The sequence below is a fragment of the Barnesiella sp. An55 genome (genome assembly GCF_002161555.1).
Taxonomy (GTDB): Bacteria; Bacteroidota; Bacteroidia; order Bacteroidales; family Barnesiellaceae; genus Barnesiella; species Barnesiella merdipullorum.
On record NZ_NFHZ01000001.1, the window covers coordinates 176196 to 193569 of the forward strand.

Here is a 17374-nt window from a genome sequence, read left to right on the forward strand (position 1 = left end):
AACTTTCAGGCGAGATGGTCGGGCGAAAAGCTCTCGAAGGTATTGTCGGAGTAAAAAATCATGATTTTCACCACCCGTTTGTTTTTCTCGCCTGCCAAGTGTGTGTTATTATTAAAGCTGTTTTGAGCGTTTATCCGTTCATTTCCAAGTTTATCGACTGTATCGAAACGTCGATTTGACTCATTTTCCTTCGCATATTTAGACTCTGCCGTACCCTCGGTCACATTTACGCGGCTCTCGTTGTCGAATAACGACAGGAAAGGGTCGGTATTTTCCATCGATAAGCGAGGCTCTTCGTCTTGCTCTTCGGGCGAGCCGGTTGCAGAACCCGAAAGCATAGGGCCACTTCCATATAACAGCCAATAAATAGAGAGGTCGGGGTACGTGGCATGAATTTTACCGATAGTCGAGATGCTGATCTTTTGGTTGCGACCACCCAGAATCTGCGACATCGATGAACGTTGTATCCCGGTGTTATCGGCAAACTGGGTAATGGTTATACCCAAAGATTCGATAAACTGTTTTATTCGTCCGGCAACAGCCGTAGTTTCATCTTCCCCCATAGTAAAATAAAAATTTTATAAGATGATTTTTGTTACAAATGTAACAAACAGAATTTAGAATTCAAAATAACAATTGTAACGTTTTACATATTACAAATGTAATATAAAGGATGAGAAGTATTACAGACCTATCATCGTACAATTGTAACAACAGATAAATACAAATAAACTAATAATTGAATATTTACAGTTTAATATATTGATTAGTAATTATATAGATAATAAATTAGTTAGTAGAATAAGCGAATTGGGTCATCCAATAGGGATATAGTTAAATAATAGCTATATAAATACAGTGATAATAAACTGATAATCAATAATTAATAATCTAATTACGCTAGAATAACGACAGGTTATAAGATTAAATTCGACCTGCGTTACTCTCGTGAATTGCCCCCCTACTCTATTTACAAATGCAAAAACAAGCGATAAATAAGTTTGTTGCTGCAATTGTAAATTTGCAAATATTAATACCACCTTATATTACAGATGCAAATTTGGCGGTTCTATTTTGACTAAGACTGCCCACAATCCATTTTTTATGTACCGATGTAAACAAGTTTTGAAATATGCCAGAGATTTTGACTTAAAATCCCTGTTTATTGGATACACTGTTTTTATATACAGCATGTTATACAATTTTGAATCATATCCAACTACGAAACAAAATAGAAAAAAAGAGACTCAATCCTGGGAAATTGAGTCTCTTCGATGCTGTTGGTTATCTTCGCCGGGAATTTCATCCTTTCAGTTCTTCCCTCAGATAACGAGCCGTAAAAGTATCTTGTTTGCAGATCTCCTCGGGAGTTCCGGTAGCCAACACATAGCCACCGTTTCGTCCCCCCTCGGGCCCCATGTCGATGATGTGGTCGGCACATTTGATAATATCGAGGTTGTGCTCGATAACAATTACCGTATTCCCTTTATCGACCAGTCGGTTCAATACCGACAGTAACACCCTTATGTCTTCGAAATGCAACCCCGTGGTGGGTTCGTCGAGAATGTAGAGAGTCTTACCTGTGTCACGTTTGGAAAGTTCAGCAGCCAACTTTACACGCTGACTCTCGCCGCCCGACAAGGTCGTGGAGGGCTGTCCCAATTTTATATAGCCAAGCCCTACCTCCTGCAAGACTTTTATTTTGGAAATAATGGACGGGATATTCTCGAAAAACTCGACGGCCTGATTGATGGTCATATCCAGCACATCGGCTATTGATTTTCCCTTGAATCGCACCTCGAGAGTCTCCCGGTTGTAGCGTTTGCCGTGGCAAGCTTCACAGGGCACAAGCACATCGGGTAAAAAATTCATCTCGATAGTTTTGTACCCGTTACCGCCACACACCTCGCAACGACCCCCGGCAATGTTGAACGAGAAGCGTCCAGGTTTGTATCCACGAATCTTGGCCTCGGGCAACTCGACAAACACGTTACGGATGTCGGCAAAGACCCCGGTATAGGTGGCCGGATTGGAGCGTGGGGTGCGTCCCAGCGGCGACTGATCGACAGTTACCACCTTGTCGATATTCTCCAATCCCTCGATTTGGGCATAAGGCAATGGCGATTGCAACGAGCGGTAAAACTTCTGACTGAGAATAGGCTGCAAGGTCCCGTTAATCAAACTCGATTTACCACTACCCGAGACACCTGTCACACAAATGAATTTGCCCAGGGGGAATTCGACCGTTACATTTTTCAGGTTATTCCCCGTCGCTCCCGACAAGACGATTTTTTTACCGTTACCGGCACGACGCTGGGATGAATACTCGATTTTCTTCTCTCCATTCAGATATTGGGCCGTGAGGGTATTGGTCTTGAGCATCTCGGCCGGAGTCCCGGCAAAGACAATGTTTCCGCCCAGGCGACCGGCTCGCGGACCCAAATCGACAATGTAATCGGCGGCCAGCATCATCTCCTTGTCGTGCTCTACTACAATAACCGAGTTGCCCATATCGCGCAGCTCCTTCAGTGAGTGAATGAGTCGGGTGTTATCACGCTGATGCAACCCGATACTGGGTTCATCGAGAATATAAAGCACATTGACCAGTTGAGACCCTATCTGGGTTGCCAAGCGTATGCGCTGGCTCTCCCCGCCCGACAAGGTTGCCGAAGCCCGGTTGAGACACAGGTAATCGAGACCGACATCGACCAGAAAATGGAGTCGATTGCGTATCTCTTTCAAGATTTCGACGGCAATTTGACGTTGTTGCGGCGAGAGATCATACTCGACATGATTCACCCACTCATAGAGTTCCGAGATATCCATATCGGCCAGTTCGGCGATATTCTTCCCGGCAATGCGGTAATGCAGAGCCTCACGATTCAGACGATGACCTTCGCAACTGGGACACACCGTTGTCGTAACAAACTGCCCTGCCCACTTTTGAGCCTGTGACGAAGCGTCGCTCTGTTGTTGCACCTCGATATACTTGATCAGGCCATCGAACGAAAGGAAGTAGTTGGAGGTACCCAACGACTCGTTCTTGATTTGCAACCGCTCGTCTGTTCCGTTGAGAATATTGTCGAGTGCCTCTTCCGAGAGATCCTTGATTGGCGTCTTCAGTGTATCGCCATACTTCTCGCAGATGGCGGCAATCTGCCAAAATATCAACGAATTCTTGTATTTACCCAACGGCACGATACCCCCTTCGTAGATCGACTTTTCGTCGTTGGGGATAATCTTCTCGCGATCGATGATATTGACATAACCCAACCCCTTGCATTTGGGGCAAGCCCCTTGAGGCGAGTTGAACGAGAAGTTGTGCGGAGCCGGTTCGCTGTAGGAAAGGCCCGTTTTGGGATCCATCAGCGTGCGGCTGTAATGGCGCAGTTCCTGAGAGTCGGCATCGAGAATCATCAACTGTCCGTCGCCCTGCTTCATGGCCGTTTTCACGCTTTCCTGCAACCGGCGTTCGTCGTCTTTATCGACCACCAGCTTATCGACCACCAGCTCGATGCTGTGATTTTTGTAGCGGTCGAGTTTCATGCCATGTGTTATCTCACGCAGCTCGCCATCGATACGGATGGTCAAGTATCCCTTGCGCCGCACCTGCTCAAACAACTCCTTGTAGTGCCCCTTACGGTTGCGCACCAGCGGGGCAAGAATATAGGTGCGACGACCCTGGTATTTCTCCAGGATCAGGGAGATTATCTTCTCCTCGGTATAACGCACCATCTTTTCGCCCGACAGATAGGAGTAGGCCTCGCCGGCCCGAGCAAACAGCAATCGGAGGAAGTCGAAAATCTCGGTTGTCGTTCCCACCGTCGAACGAGGATTCTTGTTGGTAGTCTTCTGTTCGATCGAGATGACCGGACTCAAACCGGTAATCTTGTCCACATCGGGGCGCTCCATCCCACCGAGCATGTTGCGGGCATAGGCTGTAAAAGTCTCGATATAGCGACGCTGCCCTTCGGCAAATATCGTATCGAATGCCAGCGACGATTTGCCACTACCACTCAATCCGGTAATAACCGTCAGACTGTTTCGCGGGATTTTTACATCTATATTTTTGAGGTTATGCACGCGTGCACCATAAACCTCGATTTGGTCTTCTGCTTTTTTCATTTTTTATCGATTACCCACTCTTTTCGGTAAGCCGTAAACTTACGTTTCGTATAAAACAGGTCGTCTTTATGTGGTATCTTTATGTAATAAACTTTTCGCGATTTATCGGGCATCGTACGGGCCCGCAACCAAGGATTCGCCTCTTTGAGCTGAGCGTAGGAGATACCCTGCGACTGAGCAAAGAGAGCCAGATTTTCGATTGTCGTATCGACTCTCACCTCGGTATAACGAATAGGTTGATACAACTGACGGGTCTTCAACTTATAACCATACTTGGCCGGTGAGGAAAAAATCTCTTTCATAGCCAAGATGCGAAATACATAACGCGAAGTCTCTTCGTTGAGCCACAAGTCGAACGAATGGTCGGCAAACTGTTTCTCAAGCTCCGACGAGATGCGCCCCATCCCGGCATTGTACGAAGCGGCTACCATAGTCCAGCTTCCATATCGGTCATAAGCCTCCTTCAGATATCGACAAGCGGCGCGGGTCGATTTCTCCACATGACAACGCTCGTCGATATCGTCGTTTACTTCCAGACCCAACTCCCGCCCTGTGCGAGGCATAATTTGCCAAATACCCATTGCCTTGGCCGGAGAGACAGCCCGCGGATTGAGTGTGCTTTCGATCACGGCCAGATAGAGGAAATCGCTCGGTATTCCCTCCTCCTCGAGAATGGGTGCCATGATGGGGAAATAGCGGTTGGCCCGTTTGATGGCCAAAGAGGTCGATGAATGCATATAGCATAACGTGGTCAACTCACGGTCGAATCGTTCGTACATATCGAGACGATCGAGATCGACTACCTCGTCGGCAAACGTTACCTTTAACGGAAATTCGGGAATGACTACATCTGAAAACTCTTTCTGCTCCATCGACTCGCCCCAGACAAGCAGCGGCGAAAAGAGCAACAGCAAAACAATAAAATATTTATTCAATCTCATTATCATTCACTATGTTTAGTCTTTGGTGCGCATGATATTGATGTGCCCCTTTAATTTTAGTTTTTGATTATTGGCACCCTTAGCCTCTATGACATAATAATAGACCCCGGGATCGACATACTTGCCTCGATACTTGCCATCCCAGCCTTTGTCGGGACTATCGAGATAGCACATCTGCACGCCCCACTTGTTGAATATCCAGCATTTGAAACTTACAATCGATTTGTAGGCCACCTTCCACTCATCATTTACTCCGGGACTTGTACCCGGCGAAAAAGCGTTGGGAGCCTCGAGCCGAGGGGTACCGATGGTGACGGTAAATGTTTCGCTGTATGCCTGACACTCGGCTGTACTGTTACTGCCCACGAGACGCACATAGGTAGTCCCCTCGTCCCTGAAGGTGTATCGCAGAGTCTGGTCGTTGTAACGGGCGAGAGTCGTCGAGAAATCTTCCTTATTCGAGAACTCCCATTCGATATGGGTCACCGCATCGGTCGTATAGGCCTGGAACTCGATCTCGGCCGGAGCCGATCCTCCCAAATAGTCGGTAGGATGACGGTCGTCTTCGTTGAGCGCATCTTCCCGGTAGGTTTGTATGGCAATGGCCTCCACACCTATTGCCGTCGTTATGTATTCGTCGGTCGATATGGTCTGCCCCATCCCCCAATAGTTGAGCAACTGGTCGCCCGATATGGTAAAATCGGTATTACAAAGCGGCGACGTCACCTGAACGGTCGAAGAGAAATTGTCGATTGTCTCCGACTGAGCCGTCTGTACATAGGTTTGTGCCTCCTCGTTCCACACCAGAGTCATGTAACTGATAGTGAGCTCCCGATTCAACACCTTGGGGGCCCCGTTTATCGAGTAATAGTTAAGCCGCGAACCGCTTCCGTCGAGCATCAGCGTGGTGAGCTCGCACTGTCCCGCATCGTTCGAGACCGACGCTCCATTCAACACGAGAGGAGCCTGCGAGTAATCGATAACCCACATGTAATAGCTACGTCCATTCTGCTCGGCTATATAGCCACAGTCGGCCTCGGTAAGGGAAAGAGTCGAAAGATATCCATTCTGTACCACACCCGTTACCGGCGAAGGTGATGCAGCCCCCGAAGGCCCGAACTTGCTCCACGAAACGGGCGAATCGTCCGTCCCCGAGAACTCAATCGTAGCCTGGTCGAGCGAATATACCACAAACACGCCGCCATTCAATCCGGTACTGGCCTCGGGAGTATAGCTGTACGCCGGTTTGCCCCCGCCCGACACGGTTATCTGCTGGGCACACAAACTACCTGTCGTAAAGAGAGTTGCCAAAAGTAAGAGGTATCGGTACATATCGATTTGAATAATAATTAATGGAATGGACAAAGTTACAATTTTTCGAGCAATCGCATTTCTATCTGCAATTTAAAAAATCCCAATAAACTCGTTTCTGTAAGAATAATTAATGACGATAGCCCACTCCTGTTACTATAATCAATATTTGACTTGCAACTGATAATATTTTTATATACTTTTGTTTCTTGGTATATTACCATCAAGCACAAAACGCAAACCCTTAAGAATATGAGATATACACGAATAACAATAGTCCTGCTATTCTGTTTCACCGCAATGTTCATGATTTCGGCTCAAGCCGAAAATTTGCAAACCAAAGTCATAGATGGCAAAGAATTTTATATATACAAAGTAAAACCCTCGGAGGGGTTCTACGTCCTGAGCAAGAAATTCGGCATCTCACAAGAAGAGATCATCCGTTACAATCCGGCAGCCAAAAGCGGATTGAAGCGAGGCCAATTGCTCATGATCCCTACCAATAAAACCATTGCCGGACAAAAGGCCGGATCGGGAATCGAAAGCACCTTTGAACATACCATTGTGCGAGGCGAATCGTTATACTCCATCTCCAAAATGTACAAAGTTACCATTCAGAGCATTATCGATCTCAATCCAGGCTCTGAACGGGGCATCAAGGCAGGTGCCACGTTGAAGATCCCACAGCGATACAAAAAAACTGCATCGAAAGAGAAGCCCAAAACAAGCAAAACCACCCCGACCCAATCGCCACAAGCGACAACTGCACAAAAGAGTACTCAACCGGTCACGGATAACCAACCTGCTGTAGCCGCCGACGATAGTGGTAGCGAATATGTTTTCCACACAATTGGTGAGGGCGAAACGTTATTCTCCATCTCCAAGAAATACGAAATCGATATCGAGACGATTCTCAAGCTCAATCCAGGCATTTCGCCCAACCATTTGAGAAAAGGATCGGTTATTCGGTTAACTCCCAACACCAAGGAGATGAACGTAACCATACAACCCACACAACTCTACACCGAATACAAGGTGCGTAAAAAAGAGACGTTGTACAGCATCTCCAAAAAATTCGGGACTACCGTTGAAGAGATTAAAAACTGTAATCCCAATATCAAAAAGATAAAACAAGGCGATATCATCTATATCCCTGCCGGGATAGAATATAATACCATGACGGCCGAAAATCCCATAACCAGCGCCGAAATCAACAACATATACAACAAGTTATACAAGAGCGACAAGAAAGGGGTTATCAACGTAGCCGTAATTCTCCCGTTCATGTTGAGTCAGGAGCGTCCCGACATGAAGGCGAGTCTATATACCGAGTATTACCAGGGATTTCTCATGGCAGTGGACAGTCTTAAACGACAAGGGGCCTCGATCAATGTGTATGCCTATGACTCAGAGGAGTCGGATGCTACGGTACAGCATATCCTGGCCGAACCTCAAATGAAAGAGATGGACCTGATTATTGCGCCCGACAACGACAACCACATCAAGATGATTGCCGATTTTGGGCTTATCAACGATATCAATGTGGTCAATACCTTCTCGCTCAAAAACGAAGAAGTGACTCACAATGCCAAAGTATTTCAAACCAACATACCCCACTCCTACCTCTATGCCGAAGCTATCGATAGGTTCATTCGCTACTTGGGCAACCGCAAGGTGGTATTCCTCTCCTATTCGACCGAGGTAAACGACAAAAAAGATTTTATCACCAGTCTGAAGGAGGAGCTCTCAAGAGCCCGTATTCCATATAGTGAAATACAATTTGACAACGATTTGAACCTGCTGAACCAGGATTCTATCCTGAACGGACAGAGTGGCATTGTATTCGTGCCTACATCGGCCAAGAAAAAAATGCTTTCGCTCATCATTAACCCCATCGAAACATTGAAAGAGAGACGGGAAGATTTGGATATTGCCCTGTTTGGTTATCCCGAGTGGCTCACCCAGGTACCCGAGTATCTGAACGAATTCTATAAGCTGAATACCTATCTCTATTCCCGGTTCTATGCCAATCCGTTTGACGAAGACACCAAGTCGTTTCACAAGCGTTTTCTCTACTGGTACAACAAAGATTTGATAAATGCCAGTCCGCAATATGCTTTCCTCGGCTTCGATACCGGCATCTATTTCCTCACCTCTATTCGAGCCTATGGAAAGAACTTTGCAAACCAGAAATTAACGAAATCGAACGATCGTATTCAAACCGATTTCGATTTCCAACGCATCAATAACTGGAGCGGATTTATCAACAAATCGTTCTATTTCATCAACCTGGCTCCCGATTATACCATCAAGAAAATTAGAGAGTAATTTACAACATGAGATTATTGCGATATATCCTGCTGCTTGCCGCTATCGTAACCGTTCAAACCGGTTGGGCTCAACGCAGTGACTACGAACCCGAGTTTACCGTGGGTATCAAGGGGGGGACAACTCTATCGAGAGTATCGTTTACTCCCACCGTTACCCAGTCGCTGTTGTTGGGCTATACCGGAGGAGTCTCGGTACGTTACATCGAGGAGAAGTTTTTCGGACTCATTGCCGAGGTTAACTATACCCAATGTGGCTGGAACGAGACATTCGATACCGATCCCTACACCTATTCGCATACCCTCAATTATATAACGGTCCCTTTCCTCACCCATTTTTTCTTTGGCAATAAGGTGGTGCGGGGATTTATCAATGCCGGTCCGCAAATAGGCTTTTTCATGGGCGACAGCTACAAGAGCAGTTTCGATATAAACAATCTGCCCGAATTCAGTCAAAAGAGTAAAGTGAAAGAGATCTATACCATGGATATTGCCCATAAAATCGACTATGGAATCATGGCCGGTGCCGGTATCGAATTCCGCATAGCCAAGTCGCACGGTCTTGTGCTGGAGGGACGTTATTACTATGGATTGGGCGATATCTTCAAGAACCGCAAGAAAGACGTATTCTCGGCATCACACAACCAAATCATCACGATTTCGCTGGGTTATCTGTATCACTTCTGATAAGGCGTGTAGATAATTTTGAAAACCAACTCCTTCAACAGGTCGCCATCGTTGCTCGATGCCCCCGACCCTATACCTTTCGACCGGGCATCGTATTGACGAATGAGTGCAATGATATCGATACACTTGAAGGCATTGTAGTTGCGCATGGCCGTGAGGTAATCGCGCGATTGATAGACCGACCGCAGATTGAGTTCCTTGGCAATTCCCCCCTCCGACCGGTCGGCTGCAAAATAACAAATCATCAGGTTGGCAAAGAAATTGAACAACACGCCTATGGTCACCACCAACGGATTGTTCTTGGGATTCTGTTCGAAATATTGCACAATGCGAGCCGCCTTCGACACATTTCTTGTGACGATAGCATTGAGCAGTTCGTAATTGTTATAGTCCTTGCTGATACCTACGTTGCGCTCGACCAATTCGGGCGTGATGCGCATACTCCCCTCGGGAAGCGAGAGGGTAAGTTTATCGAGTTCTCCACTCAATCGACTCAAGTCGTTCCCCACAAAATCGGCCATCATCGACACCGCCTTAGGGTCTATCGATAGTTTTTTGGCCACCACATAGGTATTGATAAATGCAGGCAATTGGCTGTCGTACAGTTTTTTCGACTCATACACTACCCCTATCTTCTCGATACCGGCTACGATCTTTTTATTCTTGAGCGATCCGTTTTTGTAACAAATGACCAGTATCGTGCGCATCTGAGGCTTTTGCAGATAATACGACAGGTTATCTATTCCCCGAATGTTCTGAGCCTCCTTGACCACAATCAATTGGTGATCGGCCATCATGGGGAACCGCTTGGCGGCATTGACCACCACGGCAAAGTCGTCGATATCGGCCCCATACAGAATCGTTTGATTGAAGTCCCGTTCCTCCTCTTTCAAGGCATTCTCGATAATTGCATCGCATATCATATCGATATAATACGACTCGTCACCCATAAGAAGATAGATGGGTTTGAATACCTTGTTGCGGATATCCTGCAAGAGGGCAATATGCTGGTTGGATTCTTTCTTGGCCATAATCTTCAATCTTCGTCAAACCGCAGATGTTTCACCGTAGTCCGTTTGTCGATAATCAACTTCAGAGCCTCGACCCCTATCAATACATGCTCCTCGACAAAATCGCGGGTGATTTTCTTGTCACTCTCGGCAGTCTTGACACCGCTCGAAATCATGGGCTGATCTGAAATCAAGAGCAGAGCACCCACGGGAATCTGATTGGCAAAACCAACCGAAAAGAGTGTAGCGGTCTCCATATCGACAGCCATGCAGCGAATACGACGCAGATACTCTTTGAACTGGTCGTCAAACTCCCACACCCGACGGTTGGTCGTATAGACAGTCCCCGTCCAGTAATCGCGGTGATGGTTGCGCACAGCCGTAGAGACAGCCCGCTGAAGCATAAAGGCCGGTAGTGCGGGAACCTCGGGTGGAAAATAGTCGTTCGACGTACCTTCGCCACGTATAGCGGCTATGGGCAAGATATAGTCGCCCAGCTTGTTTACCTTCTTGATACCTCCACATTTCCCCAGGAACAATACCGCCTCGGGAGCCACCGCACTGAGCAGGTCCATGATGGTAGCAGCATTGGCACTGCCCATACCGAAGTTAATAATCGTTATCCCTTCGGCCGAAGCGCTGGGCATGTTACTGTCCTCACCCAAGATGGGGACATTGAAATGAGAGGCAAATATCTCGACGTATTTCGAAAAATTGGTGAGCAGGATGTGCTTCGTAAACTCCTCGACCGGTCGTTGTGTGTATCGAGGCAACCAATTTTCTACAATCTCTTGCTTTGTTTTCATAAATACGTAATTTTGGAGTAAATTTACAGAAATAATTAGAAAGCACAAATTTTCGGCTACGAGATGATTGAACTGAATCTGCCTGCATATCCTTACAAATTGAAACAGGAGAAGGATAAAATCCTTATCTTCGACGACTTGCGTCGGAGATATGTGGTTCTCACCCCCGAAGAGTGGGTACGGCAGCACTTCGTGGCCTACCTGGTGAACCAGAAAGGATTTCCTCGTGGACTGATGGGCAACGAGATATCTCTCACCCTCAACAAGTGTAACCGCCGGTGCGACACCGTGGTATATGACCGCAACGGCAATGCACTGTGTATTGCCGAGTACAAAGCTCCACATATCGAGATTACCCAAAAGACATTCGACCAGATTGTCCGGTACAACCGGGTGCTGCAAGTGAGCTACCTGTTTGTCTCCAACGGGCTCACGCACTACTGTTGCCACATCGACTACACAACCGGCAACTATACTTTCTTGCCCGATATCCCCGCATATACCGATTTATAAACTCGCGTCGTCTCCTTGCGACGAAGCCATTGAATAAGAAGTGAAACGAAAGGATAAAAACGAAAAAGACTCGCTTTGTGAGCGAGCCTTTTTCGAGAGGTTCCTAGCAGAATCGAACTGCTGTAAACGGTTTTGCAGACCGGCGCCTAACCACTCGGCCAAGGAACCATTGTGCTTTCGAGCGATTGCGAGTGCAAAGATAGATTACATTTTTCAATTATGCAACTCTCACGCTCTATTTTTTTCTCTTTTGTCCTTTTAATTCTCGAGCCTTACAAGGGATATCGCAACTGCAACAAGGCGAAGACACCTCATTACGCTTGCGCACCATATTGACTGCCTTGTAAATAGCATAGCCAAATGCAATAGCCACGCAAGCTATCACAATCCAAAATTGAACAGTTGCATTCATCACTCTTTTTCTAAGAAATAGGTGTAACGATTATCAATATCATCTACTGTAAAAACAGGGCGATGCCGATATTGGTTCATGTAGGAGTACATCATCAGATCACCCGAACAGGAGAGCAGATGAAACAACAACAGTGCTCCCACGGCTATTCTACCACACCATGGCATGGGAAAGAGTAACAAGACAATGAGCAACCCCGACAGGATACGAAGCGGCGCAAGAGCTACTCGACTGAAGGTGATGTAGTCGGCCATGAAGTTATGGGCTGCCGCATAAAAGGTAAAGGAGCGCCACACGGCTCCAAAGCGTACATCGGCGGCCCCTTCAGACCTATAAACAAGCCAGTGTATAAACTCGTGCAGGGGTATGAGAATGGCACACCCCACCAGTGCCAATGCAATGCTTTTGCCTATCTCGAGGAGGAACGGCCCCACCGACCGGGTTTCGTTCCACAAGATCCCAATCATGAACCCGATGGCAAAAAGGACCAACAGCAACACGACATAATAGGTTATCCTGAATCGGGACGAAGGTCGGTTGCGGGCCAAGAATCGTTTGATATCGCTATAGGCAAACGAGTCGATTACTCGGTAACCAGCCTTTTCGTAAAAGGCCAAAAAGGTCTCTTTATCCATAACTCTTGCTATATAAACAGTGATCCTACTTGATAGACGATAAAGGCAACCAGCCACGCTACACACGTGTTGTAAACGATGGTAAATACGCCCCACTTCCAACTGCCCGACTCCTTAATCACTGCGGTTACCGAGGCAACACAGGGGAAATAGAGCAACACAAACACCATAAACGAAAGGGCTATGAGCGGTGTGAAGTCGGGTTTCCCGGTCTCGGGATTGGGCTGCGTGATACGTTGCGACAAAGAGAGTGCTTCATCCGAATCATTTTCGGAATAGAGTACCCCGAGGGTACTTACGACCAACTCTTTGGCGGCCGTTCCCGAAAGCAGCGAGGTAGTCACTTTCCAGTTAAAACCCAGCGGCTCGACTACCGGTGTCACAGCCTGTCCTATCTTACCCAGATAGGAGTTACTCTGCTGTTCCATCTGCTCGTGTGGTGTGAGTTCCCGCTCATAAGAGTCTTTGGGCCGGGGGAAATAGCTCAAGGCCCAAATGATAACCGAAGCTACCAGGATGATACCGCCCATCTTGCGCAGATACTGTTCGGCCTTGCTCCACATGTGACGCATGGTCGCTTTTGCCGTAGGTATTCGATAGGGAGGCAACTCCATGACAAAGGGGGTCTCATCGACCTTGAAGAGGAAACGGCGCATCAGTTTGGCTGTAATCACAGCTACAACGATACCCAACAAGTAGAGACTCACCAGCACCAGACTGGCATGCTGGGGAAAGAAGGTCCCCACCAGCAGGACATAGATGGGAATACGTGCACTGCACGAAATAAAGGGATCGATGAGAATGGTTATCAACCGGCTGCTGCGGCTCTCGATCGTTCGGGTTGCCATGATGGCGGGCACGTTACAACCAAAGCCCATAACCAAGGGAATGAACGATTTCCCATGCAGTCCTATTTTGTGCATGATCTTATCCATGATAAATGCGGCCCGAGCCATATATCCCGAATCTTCCATAAACGAGATGAAAAGGTAGAGGATCAAGATATTGGGCAAGAACACGATAACACCCCCCACTCCACCGAGCACGCCGTCGATGAGCAGATCCTTCAACGGACCGGCCGGCATGTAAGTGTTTACCAGCCCCGACAGCCATGCGACCAGATCTTCGATCCATCCCATGGGATATGCACCCAACGAGAAGGTTGCCTCGAACATGAGCCACATGAGCACAATGAAAATGGGGAATCCAAACAGTTTGTTGGTGACAAACGAATCGATGATGCGCGTCGAGCGAGCCTCCTCTTTGTCGCCCGGCGTATAGGTCTCGGCCAAAGCCCCCGAGATGAAGCCATATTTTTCATTGGCAATAGCCGATTCGATGTCTTCATTCAAGGTAGCCTCTATCTCTTTAACCTCCTGGTCTCGCATTTTCATCAACTCGGGATACGAGTCGGCCCCTTCCAGAATCTTTTTCACCTCGGCATCGCCTTCGAGCGTTTTAATTGCCAGGTAACGGGGCGAAAATTCACGGGTGCAGGTGGGGTCTTGCTTCAACAGATTTTTCAGGGGTGTAATGCCACTCTCAATCACATTCCCCAAATTGACATGAACGTGCCGCACCGATTCGTTGCGGCCTTCATATACATCGATAATGGTATCGAACAACTGGTTTACCCCCTTGCCCGACCGCGATACGGTGGGTACAATAGGCACACCTATCATGTTGCCCAAGTGCTTGTAGTCGATTTTGCCACCACTCTGCTCCAGTTCGTCAAACATGTTCAGGGCAATGACCATGCGGTAGTCCATATCAATCAGCTCGGTAGTGAGGTAGAGATTACGCTCCAAGTTCGAAGCTACCACTACATTGACCAGCACATCGGGAGTCTCGTCTTTGAGATAGCGACGCACATACAGTTCCTCGGGCGAATAGGCCGAGAGCGAATAGGTTCCAGGCAAATCGTAGATATTGAAATGATAGCCGTTGTAGTCGAAGAATCCTTTCTTGGCATCGACCGTCACGCCACTGTAATTGCCCACATGCTCGTGGGCCCCCGAAGCGATATTGAACAGCGAGGTTTTTCCGCAGTTGGGATTCCCCACCAAAGCAATATTAATGGTCTTGGTACTTTTCGATAAGGCCCGTTTTATGCACTCGTCCTCTTCCGAAGCCGACAACTTCGACTCGCCACTCACTTTGTGGGCATCGGCAAAGACAGCCTCGGCCTCCTCGGGGGTAATGACTTCGACCAGTGAAGCCTCGCTACGACGCAGCGAGATTTCATAGTCCATGATTTTATATTTGATAGGATCTTTCAACGGAGCATTCAACTCGACAAGAACTGTTTGTCCCCTGACAAACCCCATCTCGATAATCCGTTTGCGAAATGCTCCATGGCCTAACACTTTAACAATAACAGCTTTATCGCCTGTTTTCAAATCGGACAACCGCATATGCAATCTCTTTAACTTTGTTTCCAACTGCAAATTTCGTAAATTGTTCCGATTTATCACTATATATTGCCTATATATTATTTATAATCCGTATAAACAATAACATATTTTTGCAATTTAACAAAAAGAGGGCGAGCCGATTTCACTCCTATCGACTCGCCCTGTTCTTGTATTTCGCTTAGATACGCTCTGTTTTTACTGCTGGCGCTTGCTGTCGGCTCCCTCCATAAAATTAATGAAGGCGTTATTTACCAACCGGTTGCCTCCAGGTGTGGGATAATTGCCCGAGAAGTACCAGTCGCCCGGATGGCTGGGTATGGCCTGATGCAGCCCCTCGAGAGTCTGATAAATGATTTCGACCTGAGCAGTAATTTCGTCCGAAGTAAGCATTTGAGCTATCTTTTCCGAGACTTCATCCTGGGTAAAGGGGGCATAAATCTCCTTCACATAGTTGACAATCTCTTCCTTAGGCTTATTTTGCTGCGCCTTGGATTTGCGATACACCTCGTCGATAACAGATTGCATACCTCTCTCTTTCAACAGAGCCATGGCCGCCTTGAAGGCGATGAACTCGCCCATGCGAGACATGTCGATACCGTAGCAGTCGGGGAACCGCACTTGTGGCGACGACGACACGATGATAATCTTTTTCGGGTGAAGCCGGTCGAGTATCTTGATAATACTCTGCCGCAGTGTCGTGCCCCGCACGATACTGTCGTCGATTACCACCAGATTATCGACCCCCGGGGTCACTGTGCCATAGGTAATATCGTAAACGTGTGCTGCCAGGTCGTCGCGGGTATCGCCCTCGGCAATAAAGGTACGCAGTTTGATATCTTTGATGGCCACCTTCTCAGACCGCACTTTGAGCGAGAGTATTCGCCGCAACTCCTCGTCGGTGAGGCTGTCGCCTGCCTGCCGTATGAGAGCCAGCTTTTGTTCGCTCAGATAGCTGTCGAGCCCCTCGAGCATACCGTAAAAGGCTACCTCGGCCGTATTGGGGATAAACGAAAAGACGGTGTGGGCCAAATCGTAATCGATGCTTTTCAATATTTGAGGTGCCAGATGACGGCCCAACTCTTTGCGCTCGCGATAGATATCGACATCGCTGCCCCGCGAGAAATAGATGCGTTCAAACGAGCAGGCGCTATAATTGAGCGGCGGCAGAATCTGCTCGATATGCAGGTCGCCCCGACGATTGACTACCAGGCACTCACCCGGCTGCAACTCTTGCACTTGCTCGACCGACAGGTTCATGGTAGTCTGTATGACCGGACGTTCCGATGCCACCACGACAATCTCGTCGTCGGCATAATAAAAAGCCGGACGGATGCCCCGAGGGTCGCGGAACGAAAACATATCGCCGCTACCGGTCATGCCGCAAATAACATAGCCGCCATCCCATATGCGGGAGGGTTTCTTGAGTATTTCGGCCATGTTCAGGTTGTTTTCGATGGCTTCGGTAATCTCGATATCGTCGAGTCCCTCGTTTTTGTAGATGTCATACAGACGTTGATTTTCCATATCGAGGGCATGTCCCAGTTGCTCGAGCAGTACAAACGTGTCGGCATAGCTGCGGGGGTGCTGCCCTTTGGCTACGATACTCCCGAAAATCTCATCGACGTTGGTCATGTTGAAATTACCACACAGCAACAGGTTTCTCGACCGCCAGTTGCCCCGACGCAAAAACGGGTGCACATACGACAATCCCGAGCGCCCCGTCGTGCTGTAACGCAGGTGGCCCATATAAACCTCACCGGCAAACGGCAAGTGCAGGGCGGCCCACTCGGCATCGGTCGTGTCGTGAGGCGTATTTTGTATCTGAGTCTTCACATTGGCAAAAATCTCCTGTATGGCCCCGGTACCCATGGCCCGTTCGCGATAGATGAACTCTTCGGCCGGGCGGGCATGTAACTTCACACAAGCCAAACCGGCACCCTCCTGCCCCCGGTTGTGCTGCTTCTCCATCAACAGGTAGAGTTTATTCAACCCATACATGTAGGATCCATATTTTTGCTGATAATAAGAGAGTGGCTTCAACAGTCGCACCATGGCTATTCCACACTCGTGTTTGATAACTTCTGTCATAGAATCGAACCTTATAAAAACGATGTCAAGTGTTATAACGCAAAACGAGCCACAACAGGATCTCCAGGTCTGTTATAGCTCGTTTTCATATTCATGGGGTCATTT

Annotated in this window: 12 protein-coding genes and 1 tRNA gene; 3 read left to right on the plus strand and 10 right to left on the minus strand. The window is 47.8% G+C overall.

Going from position 1 to position 17374, the window contains the following annotated elements:
- Positions 1-5: 5 nt before the first annotated feature.
- The 4 genes from B5G10_RS00735 to B5G10_RS00750 all read right to left on the minus strand — a co-directional run bounded on the left by B5G10_RS00735 (position 6) and on the right by B5G10_RS00750 (position 6398).
- Positions 6-563, minus strand: a complete 558-nt coding sequence (locus tag B5G10_RS00735; RefSeq protein ID WP_087422857.1) for a helix-turn-helix transcriptional regulator — start codon at positions 561-563, stop codon at positions 6-8.
- Positions 564-1302: 739 nt separating this feature from the next.
- A complete protein-coding gene (gene uvrA / locus B5G10_RS00740) occupies positions 1303-4125 on the minus strand; it encodes an excinuclease ABC subunit UvrA (RefSeq protein ID WP_087422858.1) in 2823 nt (940 codons plus the stop codon).
- Positions 4122-5066 carry a lytic transglycosylase domain-containing protein gene (locus tag B5G10_RS00745; RefSeq protein ID WP_087422859.1) on the minus strand — a complete coding sequence of 315 codons (945 nt, stop codon included), beginning with the start codon at positions 5064-5066 and terminating at the stop codon, positions 4122-4124. Before B5G10_RS00745 ends, uvrA begins: the two co-directional genes overlap by 4 nt.
- Positions 5067-5081: 15 nt before the next feature.
- A complete protein-coding gene (locus tag B5G10_RS00750; protein ID WP_143241019.1) occupies positions 5082-6398 on the minus strand; it encodes a gliding motility-associated C-terminal domain-containing protein in 1317 nt (438 codons plus the stop codon).
- Between the two features lie 231 nt (positions 6399-6629).
- Here B5G10_RS00750 and B5G10_RS00755 point away from each other — a divergent pair, with 231 nt between their 5' ends.
- Positions 6630-8705, plus strand: coding sequence for a LysM peptidoglycan-binding domain-containing protein (locus tag B5G10_RS00755; RefSeq protein ID WP_087422861.1), 2076 nt, complete (start codon positions 6630-6632; stop codon positions 8703-8705).
- Positions 8706-8713: 8 nt separating this feature from the next.
- Entirely contained in the window at positions 8714-9391 is a 678-nt protein-coding gene (locus tag B5G10_RS00760; RefSeq protein WP_087422862.1) for a porin family protein, read from the plus strand.
- Here the strand turns inward: B5G10_RS00760 and holA are convergent.
- Both holA and B5G10_RS00770 read right to left on the minus strand, forming a co-directional pair.
- The gene (holA, locus tag B5G10_RS00765; protein ID WP_087422948.1) at positions 9382-10422 is read right to left on the minus strand and encodes a DNA polymerase III subunit delta; all 1041 of its coding nucleotides are present in this window, start codon (positions 10420-10422) and stop codon (positions 9382-9384) included. The two genes, B5G10_RS00760 and holA, sit on opposite strands and share 10 nt — an antisense overlap.
- Before the next feature lie 5 nt (positions 10423-10427).
- Positions 10428-11207, minus strand: coding sequence for an AMP nucleosidase (locus B5G10_RS00770; protein WP_087422863.1), 780 nt, complete (start codon positions 11205-11207; stop codon positions 10428-10430).
- A 63-nt stretch (positions 11208-11270) separates the two neighbouring features.
- Between B5G10_RS00770 and B5G10_RS00775 the strand changes: the two genes are divergently transcribed.
- Entirely contained in the window at positions 11271-11720 is a 450-nt protein-coding gene (locus B5G10_RS00775) for a type I restriction enzyme HsdR N-terminal domain-containing protein (RefSeq protein ID WP_087422864.1), read from the plus strand.
- 97 nt (positions 11721-11817) lie between these two features.
- Here the strand turns inward: B5G10_RS00775 and B5G10_RS00780 are convergent.
- From B5G10_RS00780 to B5G10_RS00795, 4 genes are all read right to left on the minus strand, one after another.
- Positions 11818-11888, minus strand: a tRNA-Cys gene (locus B5G10_RS00780).
- Between the two features lie 243 nt (positions 11889-12131).
- The gene (locus B5G10_RS00785) at positions 12132-12767 is read right to left on the minus strand and encodes a DUF3267 domain-containing protein (RefSeq protein ID WP_087422865.1); all 636 of its coding nucleotides are present in this window, start codon (positions 12765-12767) and stop codon (positions 12132-12134) included.
- An 8-nt stretch (positions 12768-12775) separates the two neighbouring features.
- Positions 12776-15181, minus strand: a complete 2406-nt coding sequence (feoB, locus tag B5G10_RS00790; RefSeq protein ID WP_087422866.1) for a ferrous iron transport protein B — start codon at positions 15179-15181, stop codon at positions 12776-12778.
- Between the two features lie 195 nt (positions 15182-15376).
- Positions 15377-17269 (minus strand): amidophosphoribosyltransferase, encoded by a 1893-nt coding sequence (locus tag B5G10_RS00795; protein ID WP_087422867.1) that lies wholly within the window; start codon positions 17267-17269, stop codon positions 15377-15379.
- Positions 17270-17374: the final 105 nt, after the last annotated feature.

Bases quoted from the DNA above. Each gene is read 5' to 3' on its own strand.
- B5G10_RS00785 (WP_087422865.1), bottom strand. From the start codon at position 12,767: ATGGATAAAGAGACCTTTTTGGCCTTTTACGAAAAGGCTGGTTACCGA.
- B5G10_RS00775 (WP_087422864.1), top strand. From the start codon at position 11,271: ATGATTGAACTGAATCTGCCTGCATATCCTTACAAATTGAAACAGGAG.
- B5G10_RS00745 (WP_087422859.1), bottom strand. From the start codon at position 5,066: ATGAGATTGAATAAATATTTTATTGTTTTGCTGTTGCTCTTTTCGCCG.
- feoB (WP_087422866.1), bottom strand. From the start codon at position 15,181: ATGCGGTTGTCCGATTTGAAAACAGGCGATAAAGCTGTTATTGTTAAA.
- uvrA (WP_087422858.1), bottom strand. From the start codon at position 4,125: ATGAAAAAAGCAGAAGACCAAATCGAGGTTTATGGTGCACGCGTGCAT.
- B5G10_RS00750 (WP_143241019.1), bottom strand. From the start codon at position 6,398: ATGTACCGATACCTCTTACTTTTGGCAACTCTCTTTACGACAGGTAGT.
- B5G10_RS00735 (WP_087422857.1), bottom strand. From the start codon at position 563: ATGGGGGAAGATGAAACTACGGCTGTTGCCGGACGAATAAAACAGTTT.
- B5G10_RS00755 (WP_087422861.1), top strand. From the start codon at position 6,630: ATGAGATATACACGAATAACAATAGTCCTGCTATTCTGTTTCACCGCA.
- B5G10_RS00770 (WP_087422863.1), bottom strand. From the start codon at position 11,207: ATGAAAACAAAGCAAGAGATTGTAGAAAATTGGTTGCCTCGATACACA.
- B5G10_RS00760 (WP_087422862.1), top strand. From the start codon at position 8,714: ATGAGATTATTGCGATATATCCTGCTGCTTGCCGCTATCGTAACCGTT.
- holA (WP_087422948.1), bottom strand. From the start codon at position 10,422: ATGGCCAAGAAAGAATCCAACCAGCATATTGCCCTCTTGCAGGATATC.
- B5G10_RS00795 (WP_087422867.1), bottom strand. From the start codon at position 17,269: ATGACAGAAGTTATCAAACACGAGTGTGGAATAGCCATGGTGCGACTG.